A 25733-nucleotide genomic window follows, 5' to 3' on the forward strand; every position below is an offset into this window, starting at 1 on the left:
TAAAAATGACACCACCGCCACTCTTTGGCGTGTAGTTTGACAATCATGTGCGACAGAATTGCAGTTCATTTTTTGCTCTCTTAAGACAAATTGCGGAGGATTATACTCAGATAAAAACGGCATGCAATACTTTCTGTAAAGTATTCATTTAATGGATTTTTATGCGAAATAACCTCTACATTTTGCTTTGATTTAAGCCCTTGTTGAGACAGAAAATCTCAGGGTTTTTGGGGCGATAATGCCCTCAAGTACATGAAAAAAAATGCGGGCTTTATCCAAGGGCTAAATCCCAAGTTCGCCGCCCGCATTTCCCTGTCATTACACTTAACTTGTCAATGTCTCGCGAACAAGTGAGTGCTTAACTTCTTAGTTGTTTCGATTCTTAGCTGTTTAGGTAATTAACTGCCTAGTGTTGCAACCATTACTGCTTTGATGGTGTGCATGCGGTTTTCAGCTTCATCGAACACGATAGAGTATTCAGACTCAACTACCTCATCAGTCACTTCCACACCGTCTTTTAGCTGTGGATATTCAGCCGCAAGTTGTTTGCCTACCGTGGTATCTTCGCCATGGAAAGCTGGCAGACAGTGCATGAATTTCACATGTGGGTTACCCGTTGCTTTCAGCATTTCCATGTTCACTTGGTAAGGCATCATTAGGTTGATACGCTCAGCCCATGCTTCTTTCGCTTCGCCCATAGATACCCAAACGTCGGTGTACAGGAAGTCACAACCTTGCACGCCTTCTTGAACATCTTCAGTCAGTGTAATTTTGCCACCTGTGTGCTCTGCGATTTCACGACACTGAGCCAATAGTTCTTCTTGTGGCCAGAACTGTTTTGGAGCAACAAGGCGAATGTCCATGCCCATTTTCGCTGCGCCAACCATCAGAGAGTTACCCATGTTGTTGCGAGCATCACCTAGGTAAGCAAAGCTGATTTCATGCAGTTGTTTACCACGGCCGTATTCCGTCATGGTTAGGAAGTCAGCAAGAATTTGTGTAGGGTGGAATTCGTCAGTCAGACCATTCCATACTGGAACTCCAGCGTAAGCGCCTAGCTCTTCAACAATCTCTTGACCGAAGCCGCGGTATTCAATGCCATCGTACATACGGCCAAGAACGCGAGCGGTATCTTTCATTGATTCTTTGTGGCCAATTTGAGAGCCAGATGGGCCTAAGTAAGACACGCGAGCGCCTTGGTCGAATGCCGCTACTTCGAATGCACAGCGAGTACGAGTTGAGGTTTTCTCAAAGATAAGCGCAATGTTTTTGCCAGTTAGTGTTGGCTGTTCGTAACCGTTGTACTTCGCTTTTTTTAGCTCCATAGAAAGATCTAATAAGTGTTGAATTTCGCGTGGAGTGAAATCTAGTAGTTTTAGGAAGTTACGATTGCGTAGGTTAAAAGCCATGATGTATTCCTTCTTAGATTTAGGCGCTTTCTTGTTACAGGGAAAGAAAATTCAAGAAAGCGCGATTCAATTTTTGTGTATTAATTTCAGTTCAAACGGTGATTCAGTTTTCTAGCAAGGTTTGAAAAGCTCGCGAGTAGATTAATCTTTGGTGATGTTGGTGCCCGCCAAGCCTTGCAGGATTTGCAAACCATCTTCGAGTGCACCAATACCGACGACTTTGCCGCCTTGCTGAATGAATTCGCACGATGCTTCAATTTTTGGTCCCATAGAGCCTGCATCAAATTCGAATTTCGCCAGTTCACTTGGTGTGGTGCTGCGCAGTGCGTGTTGAGTCGGTTTGCCCCAATCAAGGTAAACAGCGTCCGCGTCGGTCAAAATAAGCAGTGCATCCGCATCCAGTTGTTTCGCTAAGAAAGCCGCTGACATGTCTTTGTCGATAACCGCTTCAACACCCACTAATTTGCCGTTCTCTTTTTTCACTGGGATGCCACCGCCGCCAGTACAAATCACTAGGTGGCCTGCATCGATAAGTTGGGTGATCGCTTCGTGCTCAACAATGCCAGTAGGGCGTGGGCTTGGCACAACGCGACGGAAGTGTTGGCCGTCTGGTTTGACGATCCAGTGGAATTTCTCCGCCAATTCACGCGCTTCCGCTTCTTCGTAGATCGGGCCAATCGGCTTCGTTGGATCGGCGAATGCAGGATCGTTTGGATCAACGGTCATTTGCGTCAACATGCACGAGATGTTGCGGTTAGGTAGATAGTTCTTGAACTCTTGCATCAGCATGTAGCCGATCATGCCTTGAGTCTCACTGCCCAATACATCTAGCGGATACGGGTTTACTTTTTTGTATTCCAAACCTTGCAGAGCCAGTAAACCAACTTGTGGGCCATTACCATGTACTAGAACCACGTTGTACACTTTCGCGATTTCAGAGATGGTTTTAACCGCTGTTTCAATATTACGGCGTTGAACATCGGCTTCTAACGGCTCACCGCGACGAAGTAAGGCATTACCGCCGAGTGCAACAACAACAGTTTGCTTAGTCATAATTGTGTTCTCTCATTTTGGCCAAGCTGAGATTATTTAAGATCATTCAACTTGGCCGTTTTCGTCTTAGTGATTAGATACCATCACGCTCAATTGGGCAGCTCATGCAGCGTGCGCCACCGCGACCGCGGCCAAGTTCATCTCCAGGGATAGGAAGAACTGTGATGCCTGCTTTATCGTATTTTTCATTGGTGTAGGTGTTGCCTTCGTAGCCAATCACAACGCCAGGTTTAACCGTTAGAACGTTGTTTGCATCGTTCCACTGCTCACGTTCTGCATGGAAGTTGTCACCACCGGTCGTGATTAGGTTTAGCTTGTCTACGCCAAGTGCTTTTTCGATAGCTGTTACGAAGTAGCCTTCTTCTTTCATTTTCACTGCGCCAGACTCATCACCAGTTAGGTTCCAGCACTGTACGTCTTTACTCACCACTTCAGGGTAAACAGAGAACGTATCTTCGTTCATGTGCGTCATAACGGTGTCTAAGTGCATGCAAGAGCGGTGTTTTGGTAGCTGCATTGCGATAACTTGTTTCGCTTGACCGTGTTTGAATAGGCTAGATGCTAAGTGCTCAACACCTTGTGCTGTTGTACGCTCAGACATACCGATAAGAACCGTACCGCGACCGATTACAAGAACGTCACCGCCTTCAATGGTTGAGTTGTCGTAGCTGATGTTTTCTTCATCGCCGAAGTACTTAATGAAGTCTTGGCCAGCAAATGTTGGGTGCCAGCGGTAAATAGCGCGAACGTGGTTGGTTTCACGTTGACGAGCAGGTTTCGCCATCGGGTTGATGGATACGCCACCGTATACCCAGCAAGATGTGTCACGAGTAAATAGGTGGTTTGGTAGCGGTTCGATAATGAAGTCGGTTGGTGCGTGCATGCCTTGCATCATTGAAGATGATTTCATTGGCATCTCAGCGTAAGACAGACCACCCGTTAGGATTTTTGCTAGTTCTAGGTTTGGTAAGTCGCCCAAGTAGCAGCGCACATCATTAGCAAAGGTTTTGCCTAAGCGGTAATCAGAAACTTGATGATTCAAAAGCCAATCTTTCGCTTCTGGCACTGCTAGCGTGTCTGCTAGTAGGTCAGTAAGAAGAAGAACTTCAACACCTTGATCACGCAGCGTTTGAGTAAATGCGTCATGCTCTTTACCAGCACGTTCAACAGCCAGTACGTCATCAAATAGTAAATCGTGACAGTTAGAGGGTGTTAGGTGAGTCAGTGCGCGTCTTGGACGGTGAACTAGAACGCGGCGTAATTGACCTATTTCAGAACCTACATAGAACTTACTCATGATCGTCTCTCTCTTATATATTTGAATTACTTTTATCGCTAAGAGTAATTATTTATTTTCAGTTGAGAAGAATGAATTATTTATTCATATCTCTTGTCTGGAATTAATATTACGCCTGCTAGTCAGGTATTCTTAGAGATCTATCACAAATCGTTTTTTATCCCGCAGCCCTTTAAAATTAAGGGTTTTAACAAACTTTATGCACTTTCAGTTATGAATAATACATTCTAAATAGTTAGCAGTTAGGGAACTTTATGCACGCTTTTTTGACGAAACTTACTAGAATCTAATTTACGAGGGATTATATGCAGAATAGTTTTATTGATAAGAGTGTACTTAGCTTGGAAGTATGCAGTGTTTTTATTTAGATATTTAATTTTGGATGTGGAATTAATTGTTTATTAACAAAGTAAATGCGAATAAAGCTGTTGCGATCACATTTTAAAATCGGCTGTTTAAGTGTGTTTTTTGATAGAAAAGGGCATTAATCCTCGTCTGTTTATTAGGCTATTAATTACTTTAAATATAATTAACGCTAATAAGTGACTAACTATTTGTTTAAAAATCATGGTTGAAAATAGAGTGTTATTTCATCAAGAAAATTAGATGTTTAAAAGTAGGATTGATTCTTCTATTGCGAGTGCTTTGAGTTTAGTTGAGCTTGGCTACGAACAGAAGAACCTTGAATATCGCGTGTATGGCTTTGAGGAGCTGTTTCAGTGGCAGAGGGTTACATTGAGAGGGAACAATAAAAAAGCCGCTGTGAGAAGCGGCTTTGGATGAGAAAGGAGTGAAGTGCTGTTAGTTAGATCAGCGCACCAATACTCAGTACAACAATGCAGAACACCATCAATATACCGACTAGTGGCATCACCCATTTAACCCAGCGCACGTAAGGGACACGAGCAATCGCCAAACCACCCATCACCACCGCGGAGGTTGGGGTGATTAGGTTCACCAAGCCAGATGCAGATTGGTACGCAGTGATAACCAAGTCACGACCTACGCCAGCAAAGTCGGCCAGTGGTGCCATGATTGGCATGGTCAGTACCGCTAAGCCAGAGGTCGATGGCACTAAGAACGACAGTAGAATCTCTAAGAAGAACATCACGTTAATGAAGATAACCGAAGAAAGCCCCGTTACCATCTGTTCTGCTGAGAAGAGAATGGTATCGGTGATCATACCGCGGTCCATCACCACTACGATACCACGTGCAATACCTATGATGAGCGCAACGCCAAGTAGGTCGCGGGCACCATCAATGAAGCTGGTGGTAAACTCTTCTTCGCTCATGCGAGCCACAATACCAACGATGATGGTTGCTGCTAAGAACATCGCTGAGATCTCAGCCATCCACCATCCAGCAACGGATACACCGTAAATCATTACCGCGAATGAACCACCAAAAATGGTCAGAATCAGTTTACGAGTTGCGGTGAATTCCAGTTTTTCGCCACTTGCGTTGCCAAGGAAGTGCGCTTTGTTCTCTTCGTATTTGTCGTACACAATGGATTTGCTTGGATCGGCTTGAACCATTCTTGCGTAGCGCATCACGTAGGCGACACAGATACCCCAACCAATAATCAACATCGCAATACGCAACACGATACCGTCGGTAAATGGAATGCCAGAGGCGTTGGCAGCGATCACGGTTGCGAATGGGTTAATGGTTGAACCTAGTACCCCAATCCCTGCGCCAAGTAGTACCGTCGCAGCAGCCACCAGAGGGTCAAAGCGAGCAGCCATCATTACAGGCACCAACAATGTATAGAATGGTAGTGATTCTTCCGCCATGCCGTAGACAGTACCGCCTGCGGCGAACAGTGCCATCAGTATTGGTATCATCAACTCTTCTCGCCCTTCTAATCGGGCGGTAACGCGTTCGATACCGGCATCAATCGCCCCCGTCTTAGTTACTAGTCCTAAGAAGCCACCAATGATTAGGATGAACAGCGAAACGTCGATTGCCGCAGCTTCATAGCTATTGTGGTCGTAGAAGCCGTCAATAGGCGCGAGCAGTACATCAATCACGCCTTGAGGGTTACCTTCTACCGCTTGATAGGTTCCGGTTACGGGTACTTCTCGGCCTAGCTCTTCATTCATTGCACGGTCGTATTGGCCTGCTGGAACAATCCAGGTAAGCAGTGCGACGAACGCAATCAGAATAAATAGAATGGTGTAGGCAGAAGGGAATTTAAAGTTGGCAAAGAAGCCGCCCTTTTTTTTCTCGCTTGGTATCGTTTGAGTTGTCATGGCTATCTCCTTACATCATCTTAAATAGAAGTGATGTGAATTAGCGACTAATGATTTATAGATTGTAAATACACGGACACTTATAAAGCACTCAACGATATAAAGTTGCTGACTTTAAATTAAGGTTGTTTTTATATTTACTAATCCAAATGAAGTTAGATTTAATTTAGCTGCGGTTATTTTATTCCTTACTCCGGTGTTTAAGTTTGGTGCTGTTCACAAAAATAATGGCTAATAAAAGGGCTAAAAAATGGCAGAAAATCGTCAAGGTTTTTTGGTTAGTTAGCTTGGATTAATATTCGTTTTGGATTAACTGGAAGTGGAAGGAGATTGATTTGGTAGGTGTTGTTTATGATTAGGCAGAATAATCTTGGAATTTTATTCAAACTTTATTTTTAGGCGGTTTTTAAAGTTTATAATGGTTATTTGATGCGTATCAAATAACACATTGAGCAGAAAACAAAAAAGGAAGCCGAAGCTTCCTTTTAAATGTTCAATCACCAGCGAATGTTAGATAAACAGACCGCCGAATGCGAAGCCGAGTGCTACCGCAGTACTGATTGTTACCACACCTGGAATGAAGAATGGGTGGTTGAATACGTAGTTACCGATACGCGTTGAGCCTGTGTCATCCATCTCAACCGCTGCTAGTAACGTAGGGTAAGTTGGAAGTACGAACAGCGCACTTACCGCAGCAAAAGAAGCAACGGCTGTTAGTGGTGCTACGCCAATCGCTAGTGCTGCAGGCATCAGTGCAACTGTTGTTGCGCCTTGAGAGTAAAGCAGCATAGAAGCGAAGAACAGAACAAGAGCCAGCATCCATGGGTAGTCAGCCAGTAGAGCGCCTGCTACGTCTTTGATTTCAGCAACGTGTGCGTTTACAAACGTTGAACCTAACCAAGCCACACCAAGTACACATACACATGCCGTCATACCAGAACGGAACGTTGGTGCTGAAGAAATCTTCGCTGCATCAATCTTAGTGAACATCACGATAGCCGCTGCTGCTGCCAGCATTACAGACATGATCGCTTCGTTACGACCTAGCGCCGGGTTTTCAATTAGGCCAACAGAGCTAGAGATAGCCGCTGCGTAACAAACCACGAAACCAATTGCAGCTAGGAAGATGTACGTTGCTTTCTTCGCTGTAGGTAGAATTTCGCGTTTCTCTTCTGTTGCTAGCTTGATTAGACCTTTCTCTAGACGTTCTTGATAAACAGGATCGTCTTTCAATTCGCTACCCATGTAGTTAGCAACAACCGCACCAACCATACAAGCGATGAAGGTTGTTGGGATACAAACCATCAATAGCGTTAGGTAATCAACACCAAATGGTGCCAACATTGCTGCGAAAGCCACAACTGCAGCCGAGATTGGCGAAGCTGTGATAGCAATTTGAGAAGCGACAACTGCGATAGACAGTGGACGAGAAGGACGAACACCTTGGCCTTTCGCTACTTCTGCAATAACAGGAAGCGTAGAGAATGCTGTGTGACCAGTACCCGCCATTAATGTCATTACAAAGGTCACAATCGGCGCGTAAAAGGTGATGCGTTCAGGGTGTTTACGCAAAAAGTTTTCGGCAATTTGTACCAACCAGTCCATACCGCCAGCAACTTGCATTGCAGCAATTGCGGTGATAACTGACATGATGATCAAGATTACGTCGATCGGGATGAAAGATTGGCTTGTTGGAACGCCAAGAATAAGTGAAAGGGCAATAACACCAGCACCACCGGCAAAACCAATACCGATACCGCCAATTCTGGCCCCCAAAAAGATAAAGAGCAGGACGACAAACAGTTCTACTGCAATCATAAGTAACACCTCATTTAGATTTTATTATGTGAACATTCGCCGCTGGAATGTTCACATAATAGTTCTATGGTTTAGATTCAATTTGGCAAAAGCGCAACCAACGGAAATCCACAAAATAATCATGGTTAACCGTATTGGAGCCTAAAAAAGGGCTCCGTTTGGAACCCTTTCTCGCTAACTTTATTCGTAGCGCTTCGCTTTATACTGAGGATGCATCAAATTTTCAACAGAGAAAATGTCATCAAGTTCTTCTTCGGTCAATAAACCGCGTTCTAGAACTACATCACGAACACTCTTACCTGTTTCTGCACAGATCTTACCAACAATGTCACCTTCGTGGTGGCCAATGTATGGGTTTAGGTAAGTGACGATACCGATAGAGTTAAATACGTGCGCTTCACATACTTCTTTGTTTACCGTAATGCCGTCTACACACTTGTCACGCAGGTTCACACAAGCGTTTGTCAGAATGTCTAGAGACTCAAACATGCTTTGTGCAATAACAGGTTCCATTACGTTCAGTTGAAGTTGACCACCTTCCGCAGCGAAAGAAACCGTGTTGTCGTTACCTAGAACTTTGAAGCAAACTTGGTTTACTACTTCAGGTACAACTGGGTTTACTTTAGCAGGCATGATTGAAGAACCTGCTTGCAGTTCAGGTAGGTTTAGCTCGTTCAAACCAGTACGTGGACCTGAAGAAAGTAGACGCAAGTCGTTACAGATCTTAGATAGCTTAACTGCTAGACGCTTAAGTGCGCCGTGCGTCATTACGTATGCGCCACAGTCAGACGTTGCTTCGATTAAATCTTCAGCCGCTACACACTCTAGGCCTGTTACTTCTGCTAGGTGTTTCACTGCTAGGCCTTGGTAACCCGGTGCTGCGTTCAGACCTGTACCGATAGCCGTTGCGCCTAGGTTTACTTCAAGCAGTAGTTTTGAAGTGTATTCTAGGTTTTTGATTTCTTCATTGATGGTTACAGCCCAAGCGTGGAACTCTTGGCCAACCGTCATTGGAACTGCGTCTTGAAGCTGAGTACGACCCATCTTCAAAATCGTGTTGAATTCTTGGCTCTTAAGCTCGAATGCACCTTTTAGGTATTCGATCGCATCAATCAGTTTACGAACGCTGTTGTAAACAGAGATACGGAAGCCAGTTGGGTAAGCACAGTTTGTAGATTGGCTGCGGTTTACATGGTCGTTCGGGTTGATGAACTCGTATTGGCCTTTTTCTTTGCCCATAAGTTCAAGAGCCACGTTCGCAACAACTTCGTTTGCGTTCATGTTTACAGAAGTACCAGCACCACCTTGGAAAACGTCCGATGGGAACTGATCCATGCACTTACCCGTGTCTAGAATTAGGTCACAAGCTTGGATGATGTATTTAGCCACTTCGCTTGGAATTACACCTAACTCTTTGTTTGCTAAAGCCGCTGCTTTCTTAGTCATCACCATACCGCGAACGAATTCAGGTACATCTGAGATCGTTACATTTGAGATGTTGAAGTTTTCAACTGCGCGTAGAGTGTGGATGCCGTAGTAAGCATCAGCCGGAACATGACGTTGACCTAATAGATCTTCTTCGAGACGAGTAGCTTGAGGAGCTTCAACTTGAGCTTCTGATTGAGTAGCCATAACAGGATCCTTAGAGAATTATTCTGATTATATAGTTAGTTATTAGCCTATTCTGTGTGCAAATACTCCGTTCGCTAGAATATTGGGCTGATAAATCCGTCCTGACTTATGTGGCACATGATACTGTACTTAGCGCATAAAAATATTAAGTGGATCACCTTTTTCGGTTTTGTTTCGTCAATATTTTGCAAAGTTATTCTTGGTCAATAAACACGCTTATTTACAGGATAAATTTGAGATTGTTAGGGCTTTCAGCGTAAACTGCAAGTAACAAAGGAGGGCGTGTGTTTCCTATCTTATTATTACTATTTATCTTCGTACCCATCATTGAGATTGGGCTATTTATTCAAGTTGGTGGCTTCTTAGGATTGTGGCCAACTATTGCGTTGGTTTTGATCACTGCATTTGTGGGTGCATCGCTGGTTCGTAGCCAAGGCATTCAGACACTTATGTCTGTGCAAGGTCGCTTGCAACAAGGCGAAATGCCAGCACAACAGATTCTTGAAGGCGTGATGCTTGCAGTTGCCGGTGTATTGCTGCTGACTCCGGGTTTTATGACGGACGCACTCGGTATGTTGGTATTATTGCCAGCACCAAGAGCGATGATTGCCAAGAAAATGATGGAAAAAATGGTGGTGACCAACATGTCTGGTGGTTTCCATGCCGGTGGACAAGCTGGTTTTGGCCAGAGCCCATTTGGACAAGACCCATTCAATCGCGATCCATCTGACCAATCAAAAGACGGCAACACCTTTGAAGGTGAGTTTGAGAAGAAAGACGACGACAACGATCGTAACCGCTTAAACTAATTAATTTTTTCTCTCTTTATATAGAGGGAAAACAGAAAAGGCTCTTACCTTTATCCTTCGCAAGAAAGTGATAATGGTAAGAGCCTTTTTTATTGTCTGTCGCTAGCTGTTACTTACTGTTTACTATCGATAACAGATAACAGATAACAGATAACAGATAACAGATAAGCTTGAGTGTTCGGTTATACCGCGCCTTCAAAACCCATTTGTCGCCATGCTTCAAAAGCAATGATTGCCACTGCGTTAGACAGGTTCAGGCTGCGCGCGTCTGGCATCATTGGAATACGAATGCGTTGTTCCATTGGCATACTTTCGATGAATTCAGCAGGCAGCCCGCGAGTCTCTGGGCCAAACATCAACACATCACCTTGTTGGAATTTTGCATCAACGTGGTGACCTGTCGTTTTAGTGGTGCAGGCAAAGATGCGGAAGTCACCCTCGCGTTCATTCTCAAGATACTCAAGGAAAGCTTCTAGGTTCTTGTGACGTTTAACTCGCGCAAGGTCGTGGTAATCCAAGCCAGCACGACGAACCTTCTTCTCTTCAAAATCAAAGCCAAGCGGTTCAATCAGGTGCAGGTTTGCGCCGCAGTTAGCACATAGGCGGATGATGTTACCCGTATTGGGTGCAATTTCTGGTTCGTATAGAGCGATATCAAACATGTTGGTTCACAAGAGTAATCAAAGATAGCCCGAGTATACGGTGGCAAGCTGAGTGAGTACAGTTCACCACCATTCGCTTACGCTTTATTCGCGAGTGCTTGTGCGTAGTTTTCAGCAACCGCCTTCCAATTCACCACATTCCACCATGCGTTGATGTAATCAGGACGACGGTTTTGGTAGCTGATGTAGTAGGCGTGTTCCCAAACATCGAGCGCAAGAATCGGTTCGCCATCACTGACAACGGTATCCATCCACGGATTATCTTGGTTCGAGGTTGAGATGATCTTCAGTTGCCCTTGCTCTACCACTAGCCAAGCAAAGCCGGAGCCAAAGGTATTGATCGCCGCTTGGGCGAACTGATCTTGGAATGTCTCGAAATCACCGAAGGTACTCTTGATAGCCTCACCAAGCTCGCCCGTAGGTTCACCACCACCGTCTTGCGACATGCAATTCCAATACAAGATGTAATTGTAGTAGCCACCACCATTGTTACGCACGTCAGGGCTGTGCTGAGATATGTTGGCAAAGATCTCGGTCAGGGATTGCTGTTCTAGCTCGCTGCCAGACACCGCCGCAACAAACTTATCGTAGTAGGTTCTATGGTGCTTGCTGTAATGCACTTCCATTGTCTTAGCGTCAATGTAAGGCTCTAGGGCATCGTAAGCGTAGGGTAAAGCAGGGAAAGTGTGCGACATGGTAAATCCTCCTTAATTAGAGGATTTACCATAATGACAATCATTATCAACTGCGATCTTTGTGGGGGTATTACACCGGTAAGATAGGCAGAGTGATTTCGAGTTGTAATCCACCGAGCTGGCTGCGGGTTGCGGTGATGGTTCCGCTGTGTTGGCGAATCGCACTTTCAGTAATGGTTAATCCAAGCCCTGTGCCGCCAGAGTTTCTGTCACGCGCTGTTGAGACACGGTAGAAAGGTCTGAAGATAGAATCGAGTTCATCCTCTGGAACACCATCACCATTATCATTGACGCAAATTGTTAGCTGATCTTGCACCACATGGAACTGCACATCGACTTGGTCTTTGCCGTAGTAAATGGCGTTACGCGTAATATTGTCTAGCGCACTCATCAGTAGCTTAGGGTTACCCGAAATAGAACGCTCAGGGATCTCTGAGAACGTCAGCTGTTTACCCATCTGTTCGGCTTCAAACTGTGCGTCTTTTAAGATCTCTTCCCACAGGCTAGAGATAGGCTGAACCTCACGAGTAATGTGGCTGTCGACCTGCATGCGCGATAGCGTTAGCAGCTCACTGATCATCTGTTCCAAACGCTGTGCTTCGGTATCAATGCGTTCTAACTCTTGGCTCTCGCCTTGTTTACGAATCGCCAGTGCATTGGCCATGCGAAGACGTGTCAGTGGCGAGCGGAGCTCGTGTGAGATATCAGAGAGCAGGCGTTGTTGCCCCGAAATCATCTGGTTTACCGCTTCTACCATCTGGTTAAAGCTTTCACCAGCTTGTCTGAACTCTGAAGTACCTTTTTCGAGTGTTGGATCGACCTCGAATTGACCTTTCGCCACGCGTTGTGCCGCGCGTTCTAGCCTGCGAGCGGGTTGACTCAGTGCCCAAGCTAACCAAAGTAATAGCGGGGTACTCGCCAACATCACGGCAAGCAATAGCTGCAGAGGTCTATCAAACAGGCGCAGTAAGAATGGCGGTGGTTGGTTCCACTTCACTCCGGCATACATCAGCAACTCTTCACCAGCGAGAGTAATTGGCACTGGCCCTGCGACCATGTAGTGTCCGTAGAGTTTTTGCTTCGGTATCTCAGGGTTATCAATCGAGGTAACAAAGTTACGAATCGCCTTTAGCTTATAGTCTGAATGCCTTTTCGAGGTAAGGACTGCGCCCTCAAGATCGGTCAGGTAGATGCGAGCTCTAGAATCCTTGCGGCTGCGTGGCGCCTCCAGTTGGAAGACAATCTTGCCCAGATTAGGTTCTTTGGCGTAGCGTTTCTCTGTGATTTTAGCGATACGCTCGAGTTTATCGAGGTGATCTGCGGGCACATCTCGCGCGACTCGAGGGTCTAAATGGGGAAGTGACAGCACCGACAAAAGCACCAGTAACATGGTGAACCAAAAGATAGCAAAGATACGTCCATATAAGCTGGTGATTTTAGGTATACGCATTAATCTTCCTCTACCAATAAGTAGCCACGGCCTCGTAAGGTTTTGATACGTGATTTGCCGTCAGTGCGCTCAGGAATCTTCTTACGTAGATTAGAGATGTGCATGTCTATCGCGCGGTCAAACGCTGCGAGCCTTTTACCCAGCACATCCAAACTCAATGCTTCTTTGGTGATCACTTGCCCTGGGTTTTGGATAAGGTGACTCAGTAGGGCGAACTCGGTTGTGGTGAGGTCGATGAGCTCCCCATTGCAGTAGGCTTCTTGTTTGCCCGGGAAGACTTCGATGTCTTGATATTGAACTCTATCACTGGCCGCCTTAGGTGCGGTGTTGGTTTGAGTACGACGCAAGATAGCTCGAATACGAGCTAACAACTCTCGGTCACTGAAAGGTTTAGGCAGGTAATCATCCGCGCCAAGTTCAAGACCAATCACACGGTCGATCTCTTCGCCTTTTGCGGTCAGCATTAGTACCGGCGTTTCCCAATTTTCCCTCAGCTTTTTTAGCGTTTCCATACCATTAAGGCGCGGCATCATCACATCCAAAAGGACCAGATCAATCTCATCATTGATCGCTTCAAGCCCGGCATAGCCATCATTGGCTTCGGAGACAGTGAAGCCCTCAAAGCTCAAAATGTCTTTAAGTAAGCTGGTTAACTCTGTGTCGTCATCAATAAGAAGAATGTTCGCCATTGGGAAGCCTTAATCATTTAGTTAGGTTAATAATACTGCTAATTATTCGTCAACTTTCACTCTTTACGATTCTTTACGCTTTCTAAACGTCACTTTACGAGGGAAAGACTAATCTATATTCAAGCGCTGAGAAACAGACGCAACACATGACTTATTATACCGAATTGAGGCAACAATTATGAAAATGACTAAGAAACTTGTACTAGCAGCTGCGGCACTTCCACTTATTTTTGGTACAGCAAGCGCGTATGCTTACGGTGGTGGTGATAAAGGTGACCACAAAGGTATGCACGACAAGTGTGGCGGTTTCGATAAAAAAGTAATGCGCCAACTAGACCTAACCGACGCTCAAAAAGAACAGTTAAAAGAGATGCGTGAAGCAGACCGTGCTGAGATGAAAGCAAAGCGCGGTGCAAACAAAACGGCAAAAATGGCGCAAATGAAAGCGCATCACGAAAAGGTTCAAGCATTGGTACTGGCTGACAACTTTGACGAAGCAGCAGCAAACGACCTAGCAAGCCAAATGGTTGAGAAGCAAACTGAGCGTCGCGTAGCAATGCTTAAGAAGCAACACCAAATGATGAGCGTACTAACGGCTGAGCAAAAGACTCAACTGAAAGAAATCCAACAAGAGCGCATGACTAAGTGTGCTGACAAAATGGGAAAACGCATGAACAAAGACAAGTAATTCATTGCTTGAAAAATCAGCGTTGAATGAAAGTGTTTAGAAAGAAGCGGCCGAGTGCCGCTTTTTTTGATCCTTAAAAATGAATGTTTTACATCATAGCTGTCATATTCAATTGGTGGTTTGCAGGTTATACTTTGTGCTATCAGTCACTTTATAGCCAAGTTATGAAACAAGAATACGCACGTTTAGTTACGCTCGCCGCTTGGGCAGCCACCACCATCGCCACTATTTTATTGATAGTGAAAGTCGCAGCGTGGTGGGTAACAGGTTCTGTGAGTCTGTTGGCTTCCGTCGTGGACTCCATGCTTGATATCGCAGCCTCTGTCGTTAACCTTATCGTGGTTCGCTACTCTCTGCAGCCTGCCGACAAAGAGCACACCTTTGGTCATGGTAAGGCCGAATCCCTAGCTGCATTAGCGCAAGCGATGTTTATTTCAGGCTCAGCATGTTTCCTTATTCTCAATGGCATTGAGCGCTTCTTCCGACCTCATGAACTGAACTCTCCAGAAATTGGTATCTACGTCAGCCTGTTCGCGATAGTGATGACCTTTGGTCTGGTTCGCTTCCAAAAACATGTGGTCAACAAAACGGGTAGCCAAGCTATTGCAGCCGATTCATTGCACTATCAATCAGACCTTTATATGAACGCCGCGATTATGCTGGCACTGGCATTGAGTTGGTTTGGGCTTGGCCAAGCGGACTCTGTATTTGCGGTGGGTATAGGTATCTACATTCTGTACAGCGCTTATCAAATGGCGATGGAAGCGGTTCAGTCTCTGCTTGATCATAAGCTGCCAGATGATGAGCTGAAACAGATTAAAGAGACATCATTGAGCGTGGAAGGCGTGTTGGGTGTGCATCAATTACGAACGCGTCGCTCGGGGCCAATACGCTTCATCCAACTGCATCTAGAATTGGAAGATAATATCCCACTTATTGAAGCGCATCGCATTTCTGACGAAGTAGAGGCTAAGCTTATCTCCGTGTTCCCTGATGCTGATGTATTAATTCACCAAGACCCGTATTCGGTCGTATTTGGACCAGAGAAGCAGCAGAAATTCCACTCGTGGTAATGCGTGCTAAAAATCAGCGGGCAAATGGTAAGTGAGTGGCTTTTGAACTAAAGTGAGTAAAAATTATTAACTGTTAGGTGATTCAAAAACCACCTTAGTAACAATTAATGTTGATTCTGATGTGAATCAACAAAGTTATTGAGTAAAACTGTAATACTCTTACAGAAGTAGAAATGTTACATAATTTTACGCGATTTGAGTGCTATTCCTGTTGAGGAAATGTAACATAACGCACAAATATAGATTTAAAATCTTGTTGATATACAATCAGCAAGAACAAGAATTGAATAATAGATTCCCAAAAATCGAGGGTGAGCATGATTAAGAAGATCGGTGTTTTGACCAGTGGTGGTGACGCTCCAGGTATGAACGCAGCAGTTCGCGGCGTTGTTCGTACTGCGTTATCAGTTGGCATTGAAGTTTACGGTATTTACGATGGCTACCAAGGCCTTGTTGAAGACCGTATCGAAAAGCTTGACCGTTCAAGCGTATCTGACGTGATCAACCGTGGTGGTACTTTCTTGGGTTCTGCACGTTTCCCTGAATTTAAAGACGTTGCTGTTCGTGAGAAAGGCATTGAGAACCTTAAGAAGCACGGTATCGAAGCACTTGTTGTTATCGGTGGTGACGGTTCTTACATGGGTGCTAAGAAGCTGACTGAAATGGGTTACCCATGTATCGGTCTTCCAGGCACAATCGATAACGATATCGCGGGTACTGACTACACAATCGGTTACCTAACAGCGCTTAACACTGTTATTGATTCAATTGATCGTCTACGTGACACGTCTTCTTCTCACCAACGTATTTCTATTGTTGAAATCATGGGCCGTCACTGTGGTGACCTTACGCTTATGTCAGCAATCGCGGGTGGTTGTGAGTACATCATTACTCCAGAGACTGGCCTAGATAAAGAACAGCTTATCAGCAACATCCAAGATGGTATTGCGAAAGGTAAGAAGCACGCAATCATCGCTCTAACTGAGCTAATGATGGATGCTAACGAACTGGCTAAAGAGATCGAATCTTCAACAGGTCGTGAAACTCGTGCAACGGTTCTTGGTCACATCCAACGTGGTGGTCGTCCTACAGCATTTGACCGTGTACTTGCTTCTCGCATGGGTAACTACGCTGTTCACCTTCTTCAAGAAGGTCACGGTGGTCGTTGTGTTGGTATCGAGAAAGAAGAACTTGTTCACCACGACATCATCGACTGTATCGAGAACATGCAGAACCCAGACCGTTCTGAGCTGTTCCGCGTTGCAGAAGAGTTGTTCTAAGCCACGTTTAGCGTTCGCTTAAAGAATTTAAAAACCGCTGATTATTCAGCGGTTTTTTTGTGCCTGCCGTTTGGGTTTCAGAAACGACAGGTAATAAAAAAGGCCAACCTAAGTTGACCTTTCATCTAATCTAAACGGTGATGTTTAAATTAAGCTTTTGCTTCAGCTGCTGCTTTAGCGATAGCTGCGAAGCTTTTCGCGTCTAGAGCTGCGCCGCCAACTAGAGCACCGTCGATGTCTGGTTGTGCGAAGTAAGCTGCTGCGTTTTCTGGCTTAACAGAACCGCCGTATTGGATAACAACTTTCTTAGCAACTTCTTCAGATTTCTCTGCGATGTGTGCACGGATTTGAGCGTGGATGCGTTGTGCATCTTCAGCTGTAGCTGCTTTACCAGTACCGATAGCCCAGATTGGTTCGTAAGCGATGATAGCGCCTTCAAGAGCTTCAACACCTTGAGTGTTGATAACAGCGTCAAGTTGACGAGCACATACTGCAACAGTTTCGCCTGCTTCGTTTTGTGCTTCAGATTCACCGATACAAAGAACTGGAGTTAGGCCGTTCTCTTTTAGGAATGCGAATTTCTTAGCTACGAACTCATCTGATTCGTTGTGGTATTCACGACGCTCAGAGTGACCGATGATGATGTGAGATGCGCCGAACTCTTTAAGCATTGCTGGAGACATGTCGCCAGTGAATGCACCGCTGTTGTTTAGGTCAGAGTTTTGAGCACCTAGGATGATCGCGCTGCCCGCTTCAGTAAGCGTACGCTCTGCTAGATCAACGAAAAGTGCTGGTGGAGCAACTGCTACGTCTACGCCTGTTACGCCTTCAAGTTCAGCGTTAAGACCGTTTAGTAGATCAACAACCATTTCTTTGCTGCCGTTTAGTTTCCAGTTACCCATAACTACAGGATGACGCATAGGAATATCTCCAAAGTATTTAAATAAATCGAATGTAAAAAAGTAAACTTTATTACGAAATAATATAACAGATTAATATCAACAGATCATGACTGTGGTCATGACTTTCTTGGATCTTACTCAATGGTCAGAGTAGATTTTGAGCATATATCAGTGATCCGGCAGACAGAATAATAGCTAACTTCTCGGATTTTTCATCGTTAGTTGTTATTAAGGGACAAACGATTGCGTTAACAACAGGAAGTAACAATGCCGAATCTAGTTCTAGAGTACTCCAATTCAGTGGATGAGCGAGTAAATATCCAAGGCTTACTGGAAGATCTCCACCAAGTCGCTCTCACATGTGGCTTGTTTGATGTGCCATCAGTGAAATCTCGTTCACTGCGTTGCCATAATTGGTTGGTCGGTGATGAGGAAGATAGTGTAGACTTTATTCATATCAGCTTTGAGTTACTTTCGGGACGAACGGAAGAGCAAAAGCGAGAATTGTCACGATCGTTAATGCAGATCCTGCAAGAACAAGCGAGTCATGTAAGAAGCTTAACGGTGAATATTCGTGATATGGATAAAAGTTGCTTTCAAAAAGTAATAAACTAACCATTGCTGCTGACTTTTAGCGGCGTATAAATTTGAGTATTTAAGATGTCGATGAAAGAATTACTGCTCTCTTTCAAGGGGAGAATTGGTCGTAAGACTTACTGGATTTGGAATGTTTTCTACTACATAGCGATTACCGGTTTTGCTTCAGGTATCTCTGTGTTGTTCCCTGCTTACTCTTATATCCTGCTACCAATCATCCTATTGATGCTTGTGATCCCAGACCTTGCGGTAACCGCTAAGCGCTGGCACGACCGCAATAAGTCTAATTACTGGCTACTATTGAATGTGCCATTAGTATTGGGTCGTTTAGCTTCGCCAATGGTTGCAACGACGACAGAGCCGGTATCGCCAATTCATATGGCGGCAACCGTCGCGGCATTAGTGTGTGGTTTCTGGATTCTGATTGAGTGTGGTTTGTTGAAAGGTACAGAAGGCCGTAATGACTACGGCGAAGACCCATGTGAATATTGAACAGCGAACCAATAAGAAGGGGGCATTACGCTCCCTTTTTCTTTTTAGTGCTTTGCTAATTTCAGTACATTTTAGGTTCGGTATTCGGCTTAAAAGGCACGACATTTTCAGGCAGAGATTCTTCAAAGCCGCAGCGCCCTTCGAGTGCATCTTGGAACTTACAGACCTGACAGCGCAGCTCTTGCATGAGTACGACATTGGCGTGGTGTGGGTTTTTACAACGGCTAACCACTAAGTCGATGTGACTTTGCTGCGCACGAAGTCGGTCTTGCATCACGTCTGAAGCCGAACAAATCATCTGTTCGCACATCTCGTGTTTGAATTGATTGAATGCTTTCGGGTCGCTTTTCGCGAGTTGGACAAGTTCATCAAAGGGTGGCAGTTTTTGAGCGGGTTGTGGATGCGCCATCATTCCTTCCTTAGCATTAAGCGTGTTTCATATGCTCTAAGCTTAAGAAAGAAATCTGTACAAATTTTAATCTATTTGTATTTTCTCAATATTGAGACGGTATTAGCCGATTACCTTTGCAATCAAAGGGCGGGTGTTAAGGTGTAAGTGCAGCGTCGTTCGCCAGCAATGATGTGCTCTGTACGGCTCACGTGACACTCATCTTTTAGTAACTCAGTAAACACGTTGAGCTCAGATTGGCACAGGCTAGGGCAGCGAGTTGCAGCCTTACAGATAGGGCAGTGGTTCTCAATCAAGATGTAGTGATCATCATGCTCTTGAAGCTCAGCCATGTAGCCTTCGTCTTCACGAAGCTGGGTGAGTTTTTTAAGCTTGCTGATGAGTGAATCACAGCCAGACAGCGCAGTTTGATACTGCTTAAGAGTGTGTTGTTCACGCTCGGCAGCAACCTTAGCCAGCCCTTCTTTACCAAATAGATTCTCGACAGCATCAATCACTTGAATAGTGAGTTCACCATGTCGGTCTGAAAATTGGTTATGACCTTGTTGAGTCAGGGACCAGTGGCGAGTCGGGCGACCCACTTTCACTTTCACATCATGAAACGCAAGAATACCGTCATCTTCCAGGCTTTGCAGATGTTGCCTTGCCCCCATTGTCGTCATGCCAAATTCTTCTGACAGTTGTTTCGCGGTTACCGCGCCTTGACGCTTAATGGTCTGTAAGATTCTGTCGCTTGTTTTCATACTATCCCTACCTAATGAACCTTACTATTATGAGGCAAGGTGTTTATAAAGCAAACCATTTACTATATTGATGATAATTTACTCTATAGATAGCGTTTTACTCTATTGGCTGCCATGGTCAGATTCTGGTGCGCTAATAAAACAAAAGGCTGATACTAGGTATCAGCCTTGGAATATTCTGTTTCACCGAATTTAGGCTTACAGGATATGACCTACTACTTCTGGATCTTTACGCTCTAGGTAGTGGATAGATTTGATGCGGCGAATTGTACGGCAGCGGCCACGGATAAGCAGGGTTTCTGTGGTTGCGATATTACCTTGACGAGAAATACCTTCTAGCAAGTCACCCTTAGTGATGCCTGTTGCTGAGAATACAACGTTGTCGCTGCGTGCCATGTCTTCCATCTTCAATACGATACCCGCCGTTACGCCCATTTCTGCGCAGCGCTCAAGTTCAAGTTCACCGTGCTTGCGGTTCTCTTCTGTGTCGCCTTTCACTTCGTGGCGAGGTAGAAGACGACCGTGCATGTCACCGTCGAGTGCGCGAATTACCGCCGCCGAGACCACACCTTCAGGTGCGCCGCCGATGCAGTACATGACGTCTACTTCACTGTCTGGCATACAGGTTAAGATAGAAGCCGCAACATCACCGTCTGGCACAGCAAATACACGAACGCCCATTGCTTGCATGTCGGCGATGACTTGATCATGACGAGGCTTAGCAAGCGTGGTTACGACTAGAGTATCAAGTGTTTTACCTAGTGCTTTAGCGATGTTTTCTAGGTTTTCTGTTAGTGGCAGTTCTAGGTCAATCACGCCTTTAGCGCCAGGGCCAACAACCAACTTTTCCATGTACATATCAGGCGCTTTAAGGAAGCTGCCTTTTTCGCCCGCAGCCAATACAGCCAATGCATTTGATTGGCCCATTGCTGTCATGCGTGTCCCTTCAATTGGGTCAACTGCGATGTCGACAGCGTCGCCGCCCACACCTACGTTTTCGCCGATGTATAGCATAGGTGCATCATCGATTTCACCTTCGCCGATAACAATCTCACCGCTAATTTCGGTTTTGTTTAATAGGCTACGCATTACTTCTACAGCAGCGCCATCTGCAGCGTTTTTATCGCCACGGCCAAGCCACTTGTAACCAGCTAGTGCTGCACCTTCTGTGACACGAGAGAATGACATTGCTAAATCGCGTTTCATGCGGACTCCAAAATTTTCAAAGGGGGAATAGAAATTTCGCGGCGAATTTTACCATATCCAAAAGGAAACGTTTGCCTTTTTGTTTTTTGGAGATTGCTCTCGATCAATTCGCAGTGGAAAACAGTTATTATTCATCAAAATAATCGGTTTGCCGTTGTGGCGGTAATCGTTCACGTCAATATTCGGTAAAAAGTGCTGTTTTTTTCATCGAATGGCGCAAAATATCGAATATATTGAGTGTTTATCCTTGCTCTGCTGAGTAGAATGGGGAAATAAGTGGAGTGAACCTTCACCATCAAACGGATAACTTAAAGGTAGGCCAGAATGTCTTTTGAAGTACTAGAGCAGCTAGAAGCAAAAATTCAAACAGCAGTAGATACAATTGCACTTCTTCAAATGGAAGTGGAAGAGCTTAAAGAAGAGAAACAAGCACTAGCAACAGAAGCTGGTGAGCTTAAAGCAAGCCGTCACGAGCTAGAGCAAAAAACTCAGCAAATGCAGGAAGAGCATTCAGCATGGCAAGATCGCATCCGTAACCTTCTTGGTAAAATGGATGAAGTAGAGTAATCGACTCTTCAGATTTAAAAAAACGCCCGCTACTCAGTAGCGGGCGTTTTTGTTTGTGTTCTTATGATTTGTTTTATTATTTGAAGCTGAGTGAGAGTTACTCGACGTCTTCTTCCTCGACATCCAAATCGAGTTCTACATCTAGAGGTTCGGCAGAAAGAATGATGCCAGTGTTGTCTGCGTAGAGGTAATCTTCAGGTAAGAAGGTCACGCTGCCAAAGTTCACTGGAACGTCTAATTCACCGACACCTTCTTGGCTCGCACCAACAGGGATAGAAGCCAAGGCTTGGATACCTAGGTTCATGTCTTCAAGCTCATCGACTTCACGAACGCACCCGTAAACCACAATCCCTTCCCACTCATTGTCTTCGGCAAGTAGGGCTATCTCAGCATCGATCAGCGCTTTACGTAGTGAGCCGCCCCCATCGATTAACAACACACGCCCCAGACCGTCTTGCTCTAGTACAGAGCGAATCAAAGCGTTGTCTTCAAAACACTTTAATGTCGTGATCTGTCCTGCGAAGGATGCACGTCCACCGAAGTTGCTGAACATTGGCTCCACGACATCAACTTGATCCAAATATATGTCGCACAGTGCTGAAGTGTTGTATTCCATTAGTATACCTTTTGAACAATGAGCTTACTTTGAGTATATCGGCGCTTGATCCCTTTGCAATGATTAGTCTCATTTAACTCAATAGAGTTTGAGCTACGACAACCCCTGCAAACAATAGGTTAGTGACCAGTGAGCATTTCACAATCACGGGCATCATTGGTGCAATTTGCGCTGGCTTTTCGGTTTCCCAAACGGCTTTGCCATGCTTGTAAACAATAATAATGCTCAGCAAAAACGGCAGGCTGATCCAGACCGGTTTTTCTTGAATAAGCAGGTAGATAGCGAAAGACGCAAGGGCGAGGCCAAGCAGAGCAAAATGATAGTGTTTGGCTTTGCGTTGTCCTAGGCGAACCGCCATGGTGCGCTTACCACATTCGCTGTCGTTTTCGATATCACGCATGTTGTTGATATTGAGTACCGCAACCGCCATCAAGCCACAGCCCAATGCCGGAAGGAATAGGCTTGGTTCAACATGGCCAGTGTGCAAGAAGTAAGTCCCTGAAACACCTAATAAACCGAAGAAGATAAATACCGATAAGTCGCCAAGGCCAATATAGCCATAAGGCTTATTACCGACGGTATAAGCGATGGCAGCAACAATGGCTAATATGCCTAACGCAATGAAAGATAAGATACTTTCAATCGAGGTTAAGGCATGAAAAATAAGAATCAGCCCAGCGACCATAGTAAACACGATGTTGAGGATGATCGCTTGCTTCATGGTTTTCGCTGTTACCGCGCCAGATTGCATGGCACGTGTTGGCCCCAGACGATTTTCGTTGTCTGTGCCTTTTACGGCGTCGCCATAGTCATTGGCTAGGTTCGATAAAATCTGTAATAGGGTGGCGGTTAAAAATGCCAGTAGGGCTATCGATAAAGAAAACTGACCACCGGCGAACGCTAAACTACTTCCTGTAAGAATAGAGACAAGTGCGAGAGGCAGAGTTTTTGGTCGTGCGGCATCAAGCCAGATCAGTAGAGATTGTTTCATCGTAGGTCTAATTCTTTGTAAGTCTTCGTTTCATACTGTGATTTGAGTATACGCCCATTTTTCGGGTAATAAAAAGCCCACTCGAAAGTGGGCCTTGAATTCGCTTATTAGCTGCTATTTCTTTGAGATAGAGCAATAAGTTAGAGTTTGGTGTGCTACAGGATGAAGCTGCTTAGGTCTTCGTCTTCAACGAATTCGCCAAGTTTCGATGTTACGTAAGCTTCATCAATCACTAGCTTGCTGCCAGCTTTGTCTGTTGCTTCGAATGAAATCTCATCCATTAGACGCTCCATCACTGTGTGTAGACGACGCGCACCGATGTTCTCAGTGGTTTCGTTTACGCGCCATGCTGCGTCCGCAATCTGGTTGATGCCATCTTCAGTGAACTCAATGTTGACATCTTCTGTTTTCATTAGGGCAATGTATTGCTCTGTTAGAGATGCTTTTGGCTCAGTTAGGATGCGTTTGAAGTCATGTGCTGATAGTGCTTCAAGTTCTACGCGGATTGGTAGACGACCTTGTAGCTCAGGGATCAGGTCAGATGGCTTAGCCACTTGGAATGCGCCTGATGTGATAAACAAGATGTGGTCAGTTTTAACCATACCGTGCTTGGTTGATACTGTGCTGCCTTCGATAAGAGGCAGTAGGTCACGCTGAACACCTTCGCGAGATACATCTGGGCCTGAACTGTCGCCACGCTTACAGATTTTGTCGATCTCATCGATGAATACGATGCCGTTGTTTTCAGCGTTGAAGATCGCGTTCTCTTTCAGCTCTTCTTGGTTCACAAGCTTCGCAGCTTCTTCTTCCGTCAGTGCTTTGAATGCGTCTTTGATTTTCATCTTACGCTTTTTCTTGGTGTCGCCCGCTAGGTTTTGGAACATGCCTTGCAGCTGGTTTGTCATCTCTTCCATGCCTGGAGGTGACATGATTTCAACGCCCATTTGCGGTGCGGCTACATCAACTTCAATCTCTTTGTCATCTAGCTTACCTTCACGCAGTTTCTTGCGGAAAATCTGACGAGTGTTTGAAGAGGTTGTGTCTTCAGTTGATTGCTCGTTCTGACCCCAAGCATCACGCGCTGGTGGTAGAAGGGCATCAAGAATGCGTTCTTCAGCTTGTTCTTCAGCGCGGTATTGTACTTTTTCCATCGCTTGTTGGTGCGTCATCTTGATCGCAACGTCCGTTAGATCACGGATGATGGTTTCAACTTCTTTACCAACGTAACCCACTTCGGTGAACTTAGTCGCTTCTACCTTGATGAAAGGCGCGTTTGCTAATTTCGCTAGGCGGCGAGCGATTTCAGTTTTACCTACACCCGTTGGGCCAATCATCAGGATGTTTTTTGGCGATACTTCAACACGTAGGCTTTCTTCAAGCTGCATACGGCGCCAGCGGTTACGAAGAGCGATAGCCACTGAGCGCTTAGCGTTGTCTTGGCCGATAATGTGGCGATTGAGTTCGTGAACAATTTCGCGAGGAGTCATCTCAGACATGGTTTTTCCTTAATTCTTTAATCACTGTTGAATACAACGTTATTGATGGAAGCGGTCGTTACTCTGGCTTTGGCAGCTCAACGGTGCTTTCTAGTTCTTCAATAGTGTGGTGATGGTTGGTGAAGACACAGATGTCGCCTGCAATGTTCAGCGACTTTTCTGCGATTTCACGCGCATCTAAATCAGTATTTTCTAATAGTGCAGTAGCGGCTGCTTGAGCGAAGTTTCCGCCCGAACCGATCGCAATCAGGTCGTTCTCAGGTTGAACTACGTCACCGTTACCTGTGATGATCAGTGAAGCGGTCTCATCCGCTACTGCTAACAGTGCTTCTAACTTACGTAGAGCACGGTCGCTACGCCAATCCTTCGCTAGCTCAACTGCCGCTTTGGTGAGATGGCCTTGGTGCATTTGCAGCTTGCTTTCAAATTTTTCGAATAGCGTGAAAGCATCAGCCGTACCGCCAGCAAAACCGGCCAGTACTTTGTTGTTGTATAGGCGACGTACTTTACGGGCGTTGCCCTTCATTACTGTATTGCCCAGAGATACTTGTCCATCACCCGCGATGACGACTTTATTATTACGACGTACAGATACAATGGTAGTCACGAGTCGACCTCTTTTGATTATTATTTATGGTTACTACTTATATGTGGCTCCACTATCATGAATTCAAGTGCCACTTTTAATGGTATGTCATATCAAAAAAACTAAATGTTACCAGTTGTTTCAAACATCCATTACCTGTTGAGCCTATGTGTGGCAAGGGTTGGTGGGTTAATAGTTTGTGATAAATATAAAAAAAGATAAAACAAATTTCTAACGTGAAATGGTTAACACTTTTTGTTTGATTTATAAGGAATGATGTTCACTAATCAGTGGTATTCACTGCATAAGGAGTAGTGTG

General features: G+C 45.1%; 25 protein-coding genes. 7 read left to right on the plus strand and 18 right to left on the minus strand.

The window, feature by feature from the left end; translation table 11 throughout:
* Positions 1–398: 398 nt before the first annotated feature.
* The 6 genes from AB4161_RS09275 to aspA form a co-directional block, all read right to left on the minus strand.
* Positions 399–1409, minus strand: coding sequence for an ornithine carbamoyltransferase (locus AB4161_RS09275; protein ID WP_017062722.1), 1011 nt, complete (start codon positions 1407–1409; stop codon positions 399–401).
* A gap of 141 nt (positions 1410–1550) precedes the next feature.
* Positions 1551–2462 carry a carbamate kinase gene (gene arcC / locus AB4161_RS09280; RefSeq protein WP_017062723.1) on the minus strand — a complete coding sequence of 304 codons (912 nt, stop codon included), beginning with the start codon at positions 2460–2462 and terminating at the stop codon, positions 1551–1553.
* A 73-nt stretch (positions 2463–2535) separates the two neighbouring features.
* Positions 2536–3759: an arginine deiminase gene (gene arcA, locus AB4161_RS09285; protein ID WP_372083256.1), complete on the minus strand. Its 1224-nt coding sequence runs from the start codon at positions 3757–3759 to the stop codon at positions 2536–2538.
* Positions 3760–4564: 805 nt separating this feature from the next.
* Positions 4565–6013, minus strand: a complete 1449-nt coding sequence (locus AB4161_RS09290) for a YfcC family protein (RefSeq protein WP_081229736.1) — start codon at positions 6011–6013, stop codon at positions 4565–4567.
* Between the two features lie 510 nt (positions 6014–6523).
* On the minus strand, positions 6524–7831 hold the full coding sequence (locus tag AB4161_RS09295) for an anaerobic C4-dicarboxylate transporter (RefSeq protein WP_017061168.1): 1308 nt from the start codon (positions 7829–7831) through the stop codon (positions 6524–6526).
* 180 nt (positions 7832–8011) lie between these two features.
* Positions 8012–9463: an aspartate ammonia-lyase gene (gene aspA, locus AB4161_RS09300; protein WP_017063668.1), complete on the minus strand. Its 1452-nt coding sequence runs from the start codon at positions 9461–9463 to the stop codon at positions 8012–8014.
* A gap of 284 nt (positions 9464–9747) precedes the next feature.
* On the opposite strand from aspA, the gene AB4161_RS09305 reads away from it, so the two are divergent.
* Complete coding sequence (locus AB4161_RS09305) at positions 9748–10272, plus strand: FxsA family protein (RefSeq protein WP_012604974.1); 525 nt, start codon at positions 9748–9750, stop codon at positions 10270–10272.
* Positions 10273–10454: 182 nt separating this feature from the next.
* Here AB4161_RS09305 and trmL read toward each other — a convergent pair whose 3' ends face one another.
* The 4 genes from trmL to AB4161_RS09325 form a co-directional block, all read right to left on the minus strand.
* A complete protein-coding gene (trmL, locus tag AB4161_RS09310; protein ID WP_009844716.1) occupies positions 10455–10934 on the minus strand; it encodes a tRNA (uridine(34)/cytosine(34)/5-carboxymethylaminomethyluridine(34)-2'-O)-methyltransferase TrmL in 480 nt (159 codons plus the stop codon).
* Between the two features lie 77 nt (positions 10935–11011).
* Positions 11012–11629: a superoxide dismutase gene (locus AB4161_RS09315; protein WP_372083257.1), complete on the minus strand. Its 618-nt coding sequence runs from the start codon at positions 11627–11629 to the stop codon at positions 11012–11014.
* A gap of 70 nt (positions 11630–11699) precedes the next feature.
* On the minus strand, positions 11700–13079 hold the full coding sequence (gene cpxA / locus AB4161_RS09320; protein WP_372083258.1) for an envelope stress sensor histidine kinase CpxA: 1380 nt from the start codon (positions 13077–13079) through the stop codon (positions 11700–11702).
* Positions 13079–13768: a response regulator gene (locus AB4161_RS09325; protein ID WP_017066566.1), complete on the minus strand. Its 690-nt coding sequence runs from the start codon at positions 13766–13768 to the stop codon at positions 13079–13081. The genes cpxA and AB4161_RS09325 overlap by 1 nt, the downstream gene beginning before the upstream one ends.
* Positions 13769–13946: 178 nt before the next feature.
* Between AB4161_RS09325 and AB4161_RS09330 the strand changes: the two genes are divergently transcribed.
* The 3 genes from AB4161_RS09330 to pfkA all read left to right on the plus strand — a co-directional run bounded on the left by AB4161_RS09330 (position 13947) and on the right by pfkA (position 16809).
* Positions 13947–14456, plus strand: coding sequence for a CpxP family protein (locus tag AB4161_RS09330; protein WP_017063671.1), 510 nt, complete (start codon positions 13947–13949; stop codon positions 14454–14456).
* Positions 14457–14620: 164 nt separating this feature from the next.
* Positions 14621–15529 carry a CDF family cation-efflux transporter FieF gene (gene fieF, locus AB4161_RS09335; RefSeq protein WP_017066567.1) on the plus strand — a complete coding sequence of 303 codons (909 nt, stop codon included), beginning with the start codon at positions 14621–14623 and terminating at the stop codon, positions 15527–15529.
* A gap of 317 nt (positions 15530–15846) precedes the next feature.
* Positions 15847–16809 carry a 6-phosphofructokinase gene (gene pfkA / locus AB4161_RS09340; RefSeq protein WP_017061160.1) on the plus strand — a complete coding sequence of 321 codons (963 nt, stop codon included), beginning with the start codon at positions 15847–15849 and terminating at the stop codon, positions 16807–16809.
* A gap of 149 nt (positions 16810–16958) precedes the next feature.
* On the opposite strand, the gene tpiA is transcribed toward pfkA, so the two are convergent.
* The gene (gene tpiA, locus AB4161_RS09345; protein ID WP_017061158.1) at positions 16959–17729 is read right to left on the minus strand and encodes a triose-phosphate isomerase; all 771 of its coding nucleotides are present in this window, start codon (positions 17727–17729) and stop codon (positions 16959–16961) included.
* Between the two features lie 249 nt (positions 17730–17978).
* Here tpiA and AB4161_RS09350 point away from each other — a divergent pair, with 249 nt between their 5' ends.
* Both AB4161_RS09350 and AB4161_RS09355 read left to right on the plus strand, forming a co-directional pair.
* Entirely contained in the window at positions 17979–18326 is a 348-nt protein-coding gene (locus tag AB4161_RS09350; protein ID WP_017061157.1) for a 5-carboxymethyl-2-hydroxymuconate Delta-isomerase, read from the plus strand.
* Between the two features lie 45 nt (positions 18327–18371).
* On the plus strand, positions 18372–18800 hold the full coding sequence (locus AB4161_RS09355; RefSeq protein WP_017061156.1) for a DUF805 domain-containing protein: 429 nt from the start codon (positions 18372–18374) through the stop codon (positions 18798–18800).
* A 61-nt stretch (positions 18801–18861) separates the two neighbouring features.
* Here the strand turns inward: AB4161_RS09355 and AB4161_RS09360 are convergent, their stop codons facing one another.
* The 3 genes from AB4161_RS09360 to glpX form a co-directional block, all read right to left on the minus strand.
* Positions 18862–19209: a DUF3135 domain-containing protein gene (locus tag AB4161_RS09360; RefSeq protein WP_017061155.1), complete on the minus strand. Its 348-nt coding sequence runs from the start codon at positions 19207–19209 to the stop codon at positions 18862–18864.
* Positions 19210–19331: 122 nt separating this feature from the next.
* A complete protein-coding gene (locus AB4161_RS09365; RefSeq protein WP_017063674.1) occupies positions 19332–19952 on the minus strand; it encodes a metalloregulator ArsR/SmtB family transcription factor in 621 nt (206 codons plus the stop codon).
* A gap of 198 nt (positions 19953–20150) precedes the next feature.
* Positions 20151–21158, minus strand: coding sequence for a class II fructose-bisphosphatase (gene glpX / locus AB4161_RS09370; RefSeq protein WP_017061153.1), 1008 nt, complete (start codon positions 21156–21158; stop codon positions 20151–20153).
* A gap of 324 nt (positions 21159–21482) precedes the next feature.
* On the opposite strand from glpX, the gene zapB reads away from it, so the two are divergent.
* On the plus strand, positions 21483–21725 hold the full coding sequence (gene zapB, locus AB4161_RS09375) for a cell division protein ZapB (protein WP_008219652.1): 243 nt from the start codon (positions 21483–21485) through the stop codon (positions 21723–21725).
* A 97-nt stretch (positions 21726–21822) separates the two neighbouring features.
* Here zapB and rraA read toward each other — a convergent pair whose 3' ends face one another.
* The 4 genes from rraA to hslV form a co-directional block, all read right to left on the minus strand.
* On the minus strand, positions 21823–22341 hold the full coding sequence (gene rraA, locus AB4161_RS09380; protein WP_017061152.1) for a ribonuclease E activity regulator RraA: 519 nt from the start codon (positions 22339–22341) through the stop codon (positions 21823–21825).
* Between the two features lie 73 nt (positions 22342–22414).
* A complete protein-coding gene (locus AB4161_RS09385; protein ID WP_017061151.1) occupies positions 22415–23332 on the minus strand; it encodes a 1,4-dihydroxy-2-naphthoate polyprenyltransferase in 918 nt (305 codons plus the stop codon).
* 155 nt (positions 23333–23487) lie between these two features.
* A complete protein-coding gene (gene hslU / locus AB4161_RS09390) occupies positions 23488–24828 on the minus strand; it encodes an HslU--HslV peptidase ATPase subunit (RefSeq protein WP_372083259.1) in 1341 nt (446 codons plus the stop codon).
* A 58-nt stretch (positions 24829–24886) separates the two neighbouring features.
* A complete protein-coding gene (hslV, locus tag AB4161_RS09395; protein ID WP_004729692.1) occupies positions 24887–25435 on the minus strand; it encodes an ATP-dependent protease subunit HslV in 549 nt (182 codons plus the stop codon).
* Positions 25436–25733 lie beyond the last annotated feature (298 nt).

The organism is Vibrio sp. 10N.286.51.E5, from assembly GCF_041469125.1.
Lineage (GTDB): Bacteria > Pseudomonadota > Gammaproteobacteria > Enterobacterales > Vibrionaceae > Vibrio > Vibrio crassostreae_C.

Bases quoted from the DNA above. Each gene is read 5' to 3' on its own strand.
- AB4161_RS09275 (WP_017062722.1), bottom strand. From the start codon at position 1,409: ATGGCTTTTAACCTACGCAATCGTAACTTCCTAAAACTACTAGATTTC.
- arcC (WP_017062723.1), bottom strand. From the start codon at position 2,462: ATGACTAAGCAAACTGTTGTTGTTGCACTCGGCGGTAATGCCTTACTT.
- arcA (WP_372083256.1), bottom strand. From the start codon at position 3,759: ATGAGTAAGTTCTATGTAGGTTCTGAAATAGGTCAATTACGCCGCGTT.
- AB4161_RS09290 (WP_081229736.1), bottom strand. From the start codon at position 6,013: ATGACAACTCAAACGATACCAAGCGAGAAAAAAAAGGGCGGCTTCTTT.
- AB4161_RS09295 (WP_017061168.1), bottom strand. From the start codon at position 7,831: ATGATTGCAGTAGAACTGTTTGTCGTCCTGCTCTTTATCTTTTTGGGG.
- aspA (WP_017063668.1), bottom strand. From the start codon at position 9,463: ATGGCTACTCAATCAGAAGCTCAAGTTGAAGCTCCTCAAGCTACTCGT.
- trmL (WP_009844716.1), bottom strand. From the start codon at position 10,934: ATGTTTGATATCGCTCTATACGAACCAGAAATTGCACCCAATACGGGT.
- AB4161_RS09315 (WP_372083257.1), bottom strand. From the start codon at position 11,629: ATGTCGCACACTTTCCCTGCTTTACCCTACGCTTACGATGCCCTAGAG.
- cpxA (WP_372083258.1), bottom strand. From the start codon at position 13,079: ATGCGTATACCTAAAATCACCAGCTTATATGGACGTATCTTTGCTATC.
- AB4161_RS09325 (WP_017066566.1), bottom strand. From the start codon at position 13,768: ATGGCGAACATTCTTCTTATTGATGACGACACAGAGTTAACCAGCTTA.
- AB4161_RS09330 (WP_017063671.1), top strand. From the start codon at position 13,947: ATGAAAATGACTAAGAAACTTGTACTAGCAGCTGCGGCACTTCCACTT.
- fieF (WP_017066567.1), top strand. From the start codon at position 14,621: ATGAAACAAGAATACGCACGTTTAGTTACGCTCGCCGCTTGGGCAGCC.
- pfkA (WP_017061160.1), top strand. From the start codon at position 15,847: ATGATTAAGAAGATCGGTGTTTTGACCAGTGGTGGTGACGCTCCAGGT.
- tpiA (WP_017061158.1), bottom strand. From the start codon at position 17,729: ATGCGTCATCCTGTAGTTATGGGTAACTGGAAACTAAACGGCAGCAAA.
- AB4161_RS09350 (WP_017061157.1), top strand. From the start codon at position 17,979: ATGCCGAATCTAGTTCTAGAGTACTCCAATTCAGTGGATGAGCGAGTA.
- AB4161_RS09355 (WP_017061156.1), top strand. From the start codon at position 18,372: ATGTCGATGAAAGAATTACTGCTCTCTTTCAAGGGGAGAATTGGTCGT.
- AB4161_RS09360 (WP_017061155.1), bottom strand. From the start codon at position 19,209: ATGGCGCATCCACAACCCGCTCAAAAACTGCCACCCTTTGATGAACTT.
- AB4161_RS09365 (WP_017063674.1), bottom strand. From the start codon at position 19,952: ATGAAAACAAGCGACAGAATCTTACAGACCATTAAGCGTCAAGGCGCG.
- glpX (WP_017061153.1), bottom strand. From the start codon at position 21,158: ATGAAACGCGATTTAGCAATGTCATTCTCTCGTGTCACAGAAGGTGCA.
- zapB (WP_008219652.1), top strand. From the start codon at position 21,483: ATGTCTTTTGAAGTACTAGAGCAGCTAGAAGCAAAAATTCAAACAGCA.
- rraA (WP_017061152.1), bottom strand. From the start codon at position 22,341: ATGGAATACAACACTTCAGCACTGTGCGACATATATTTGGATCAAGTT.
- AB4161_RS09385 (WP_017061151.1), bottom strand. From the start codon at position 23,332: ATGAAACAATCTCTACTGATCTGGCTTGATGCCGCACGACCAAAAACT.
- hslU (WP_372083259.1), bottom strand. From the start codon at position 24,828: ATGTCTGAGATGACTCCTCGCGAAATTGTTCACGAACTCAATCGCCAC.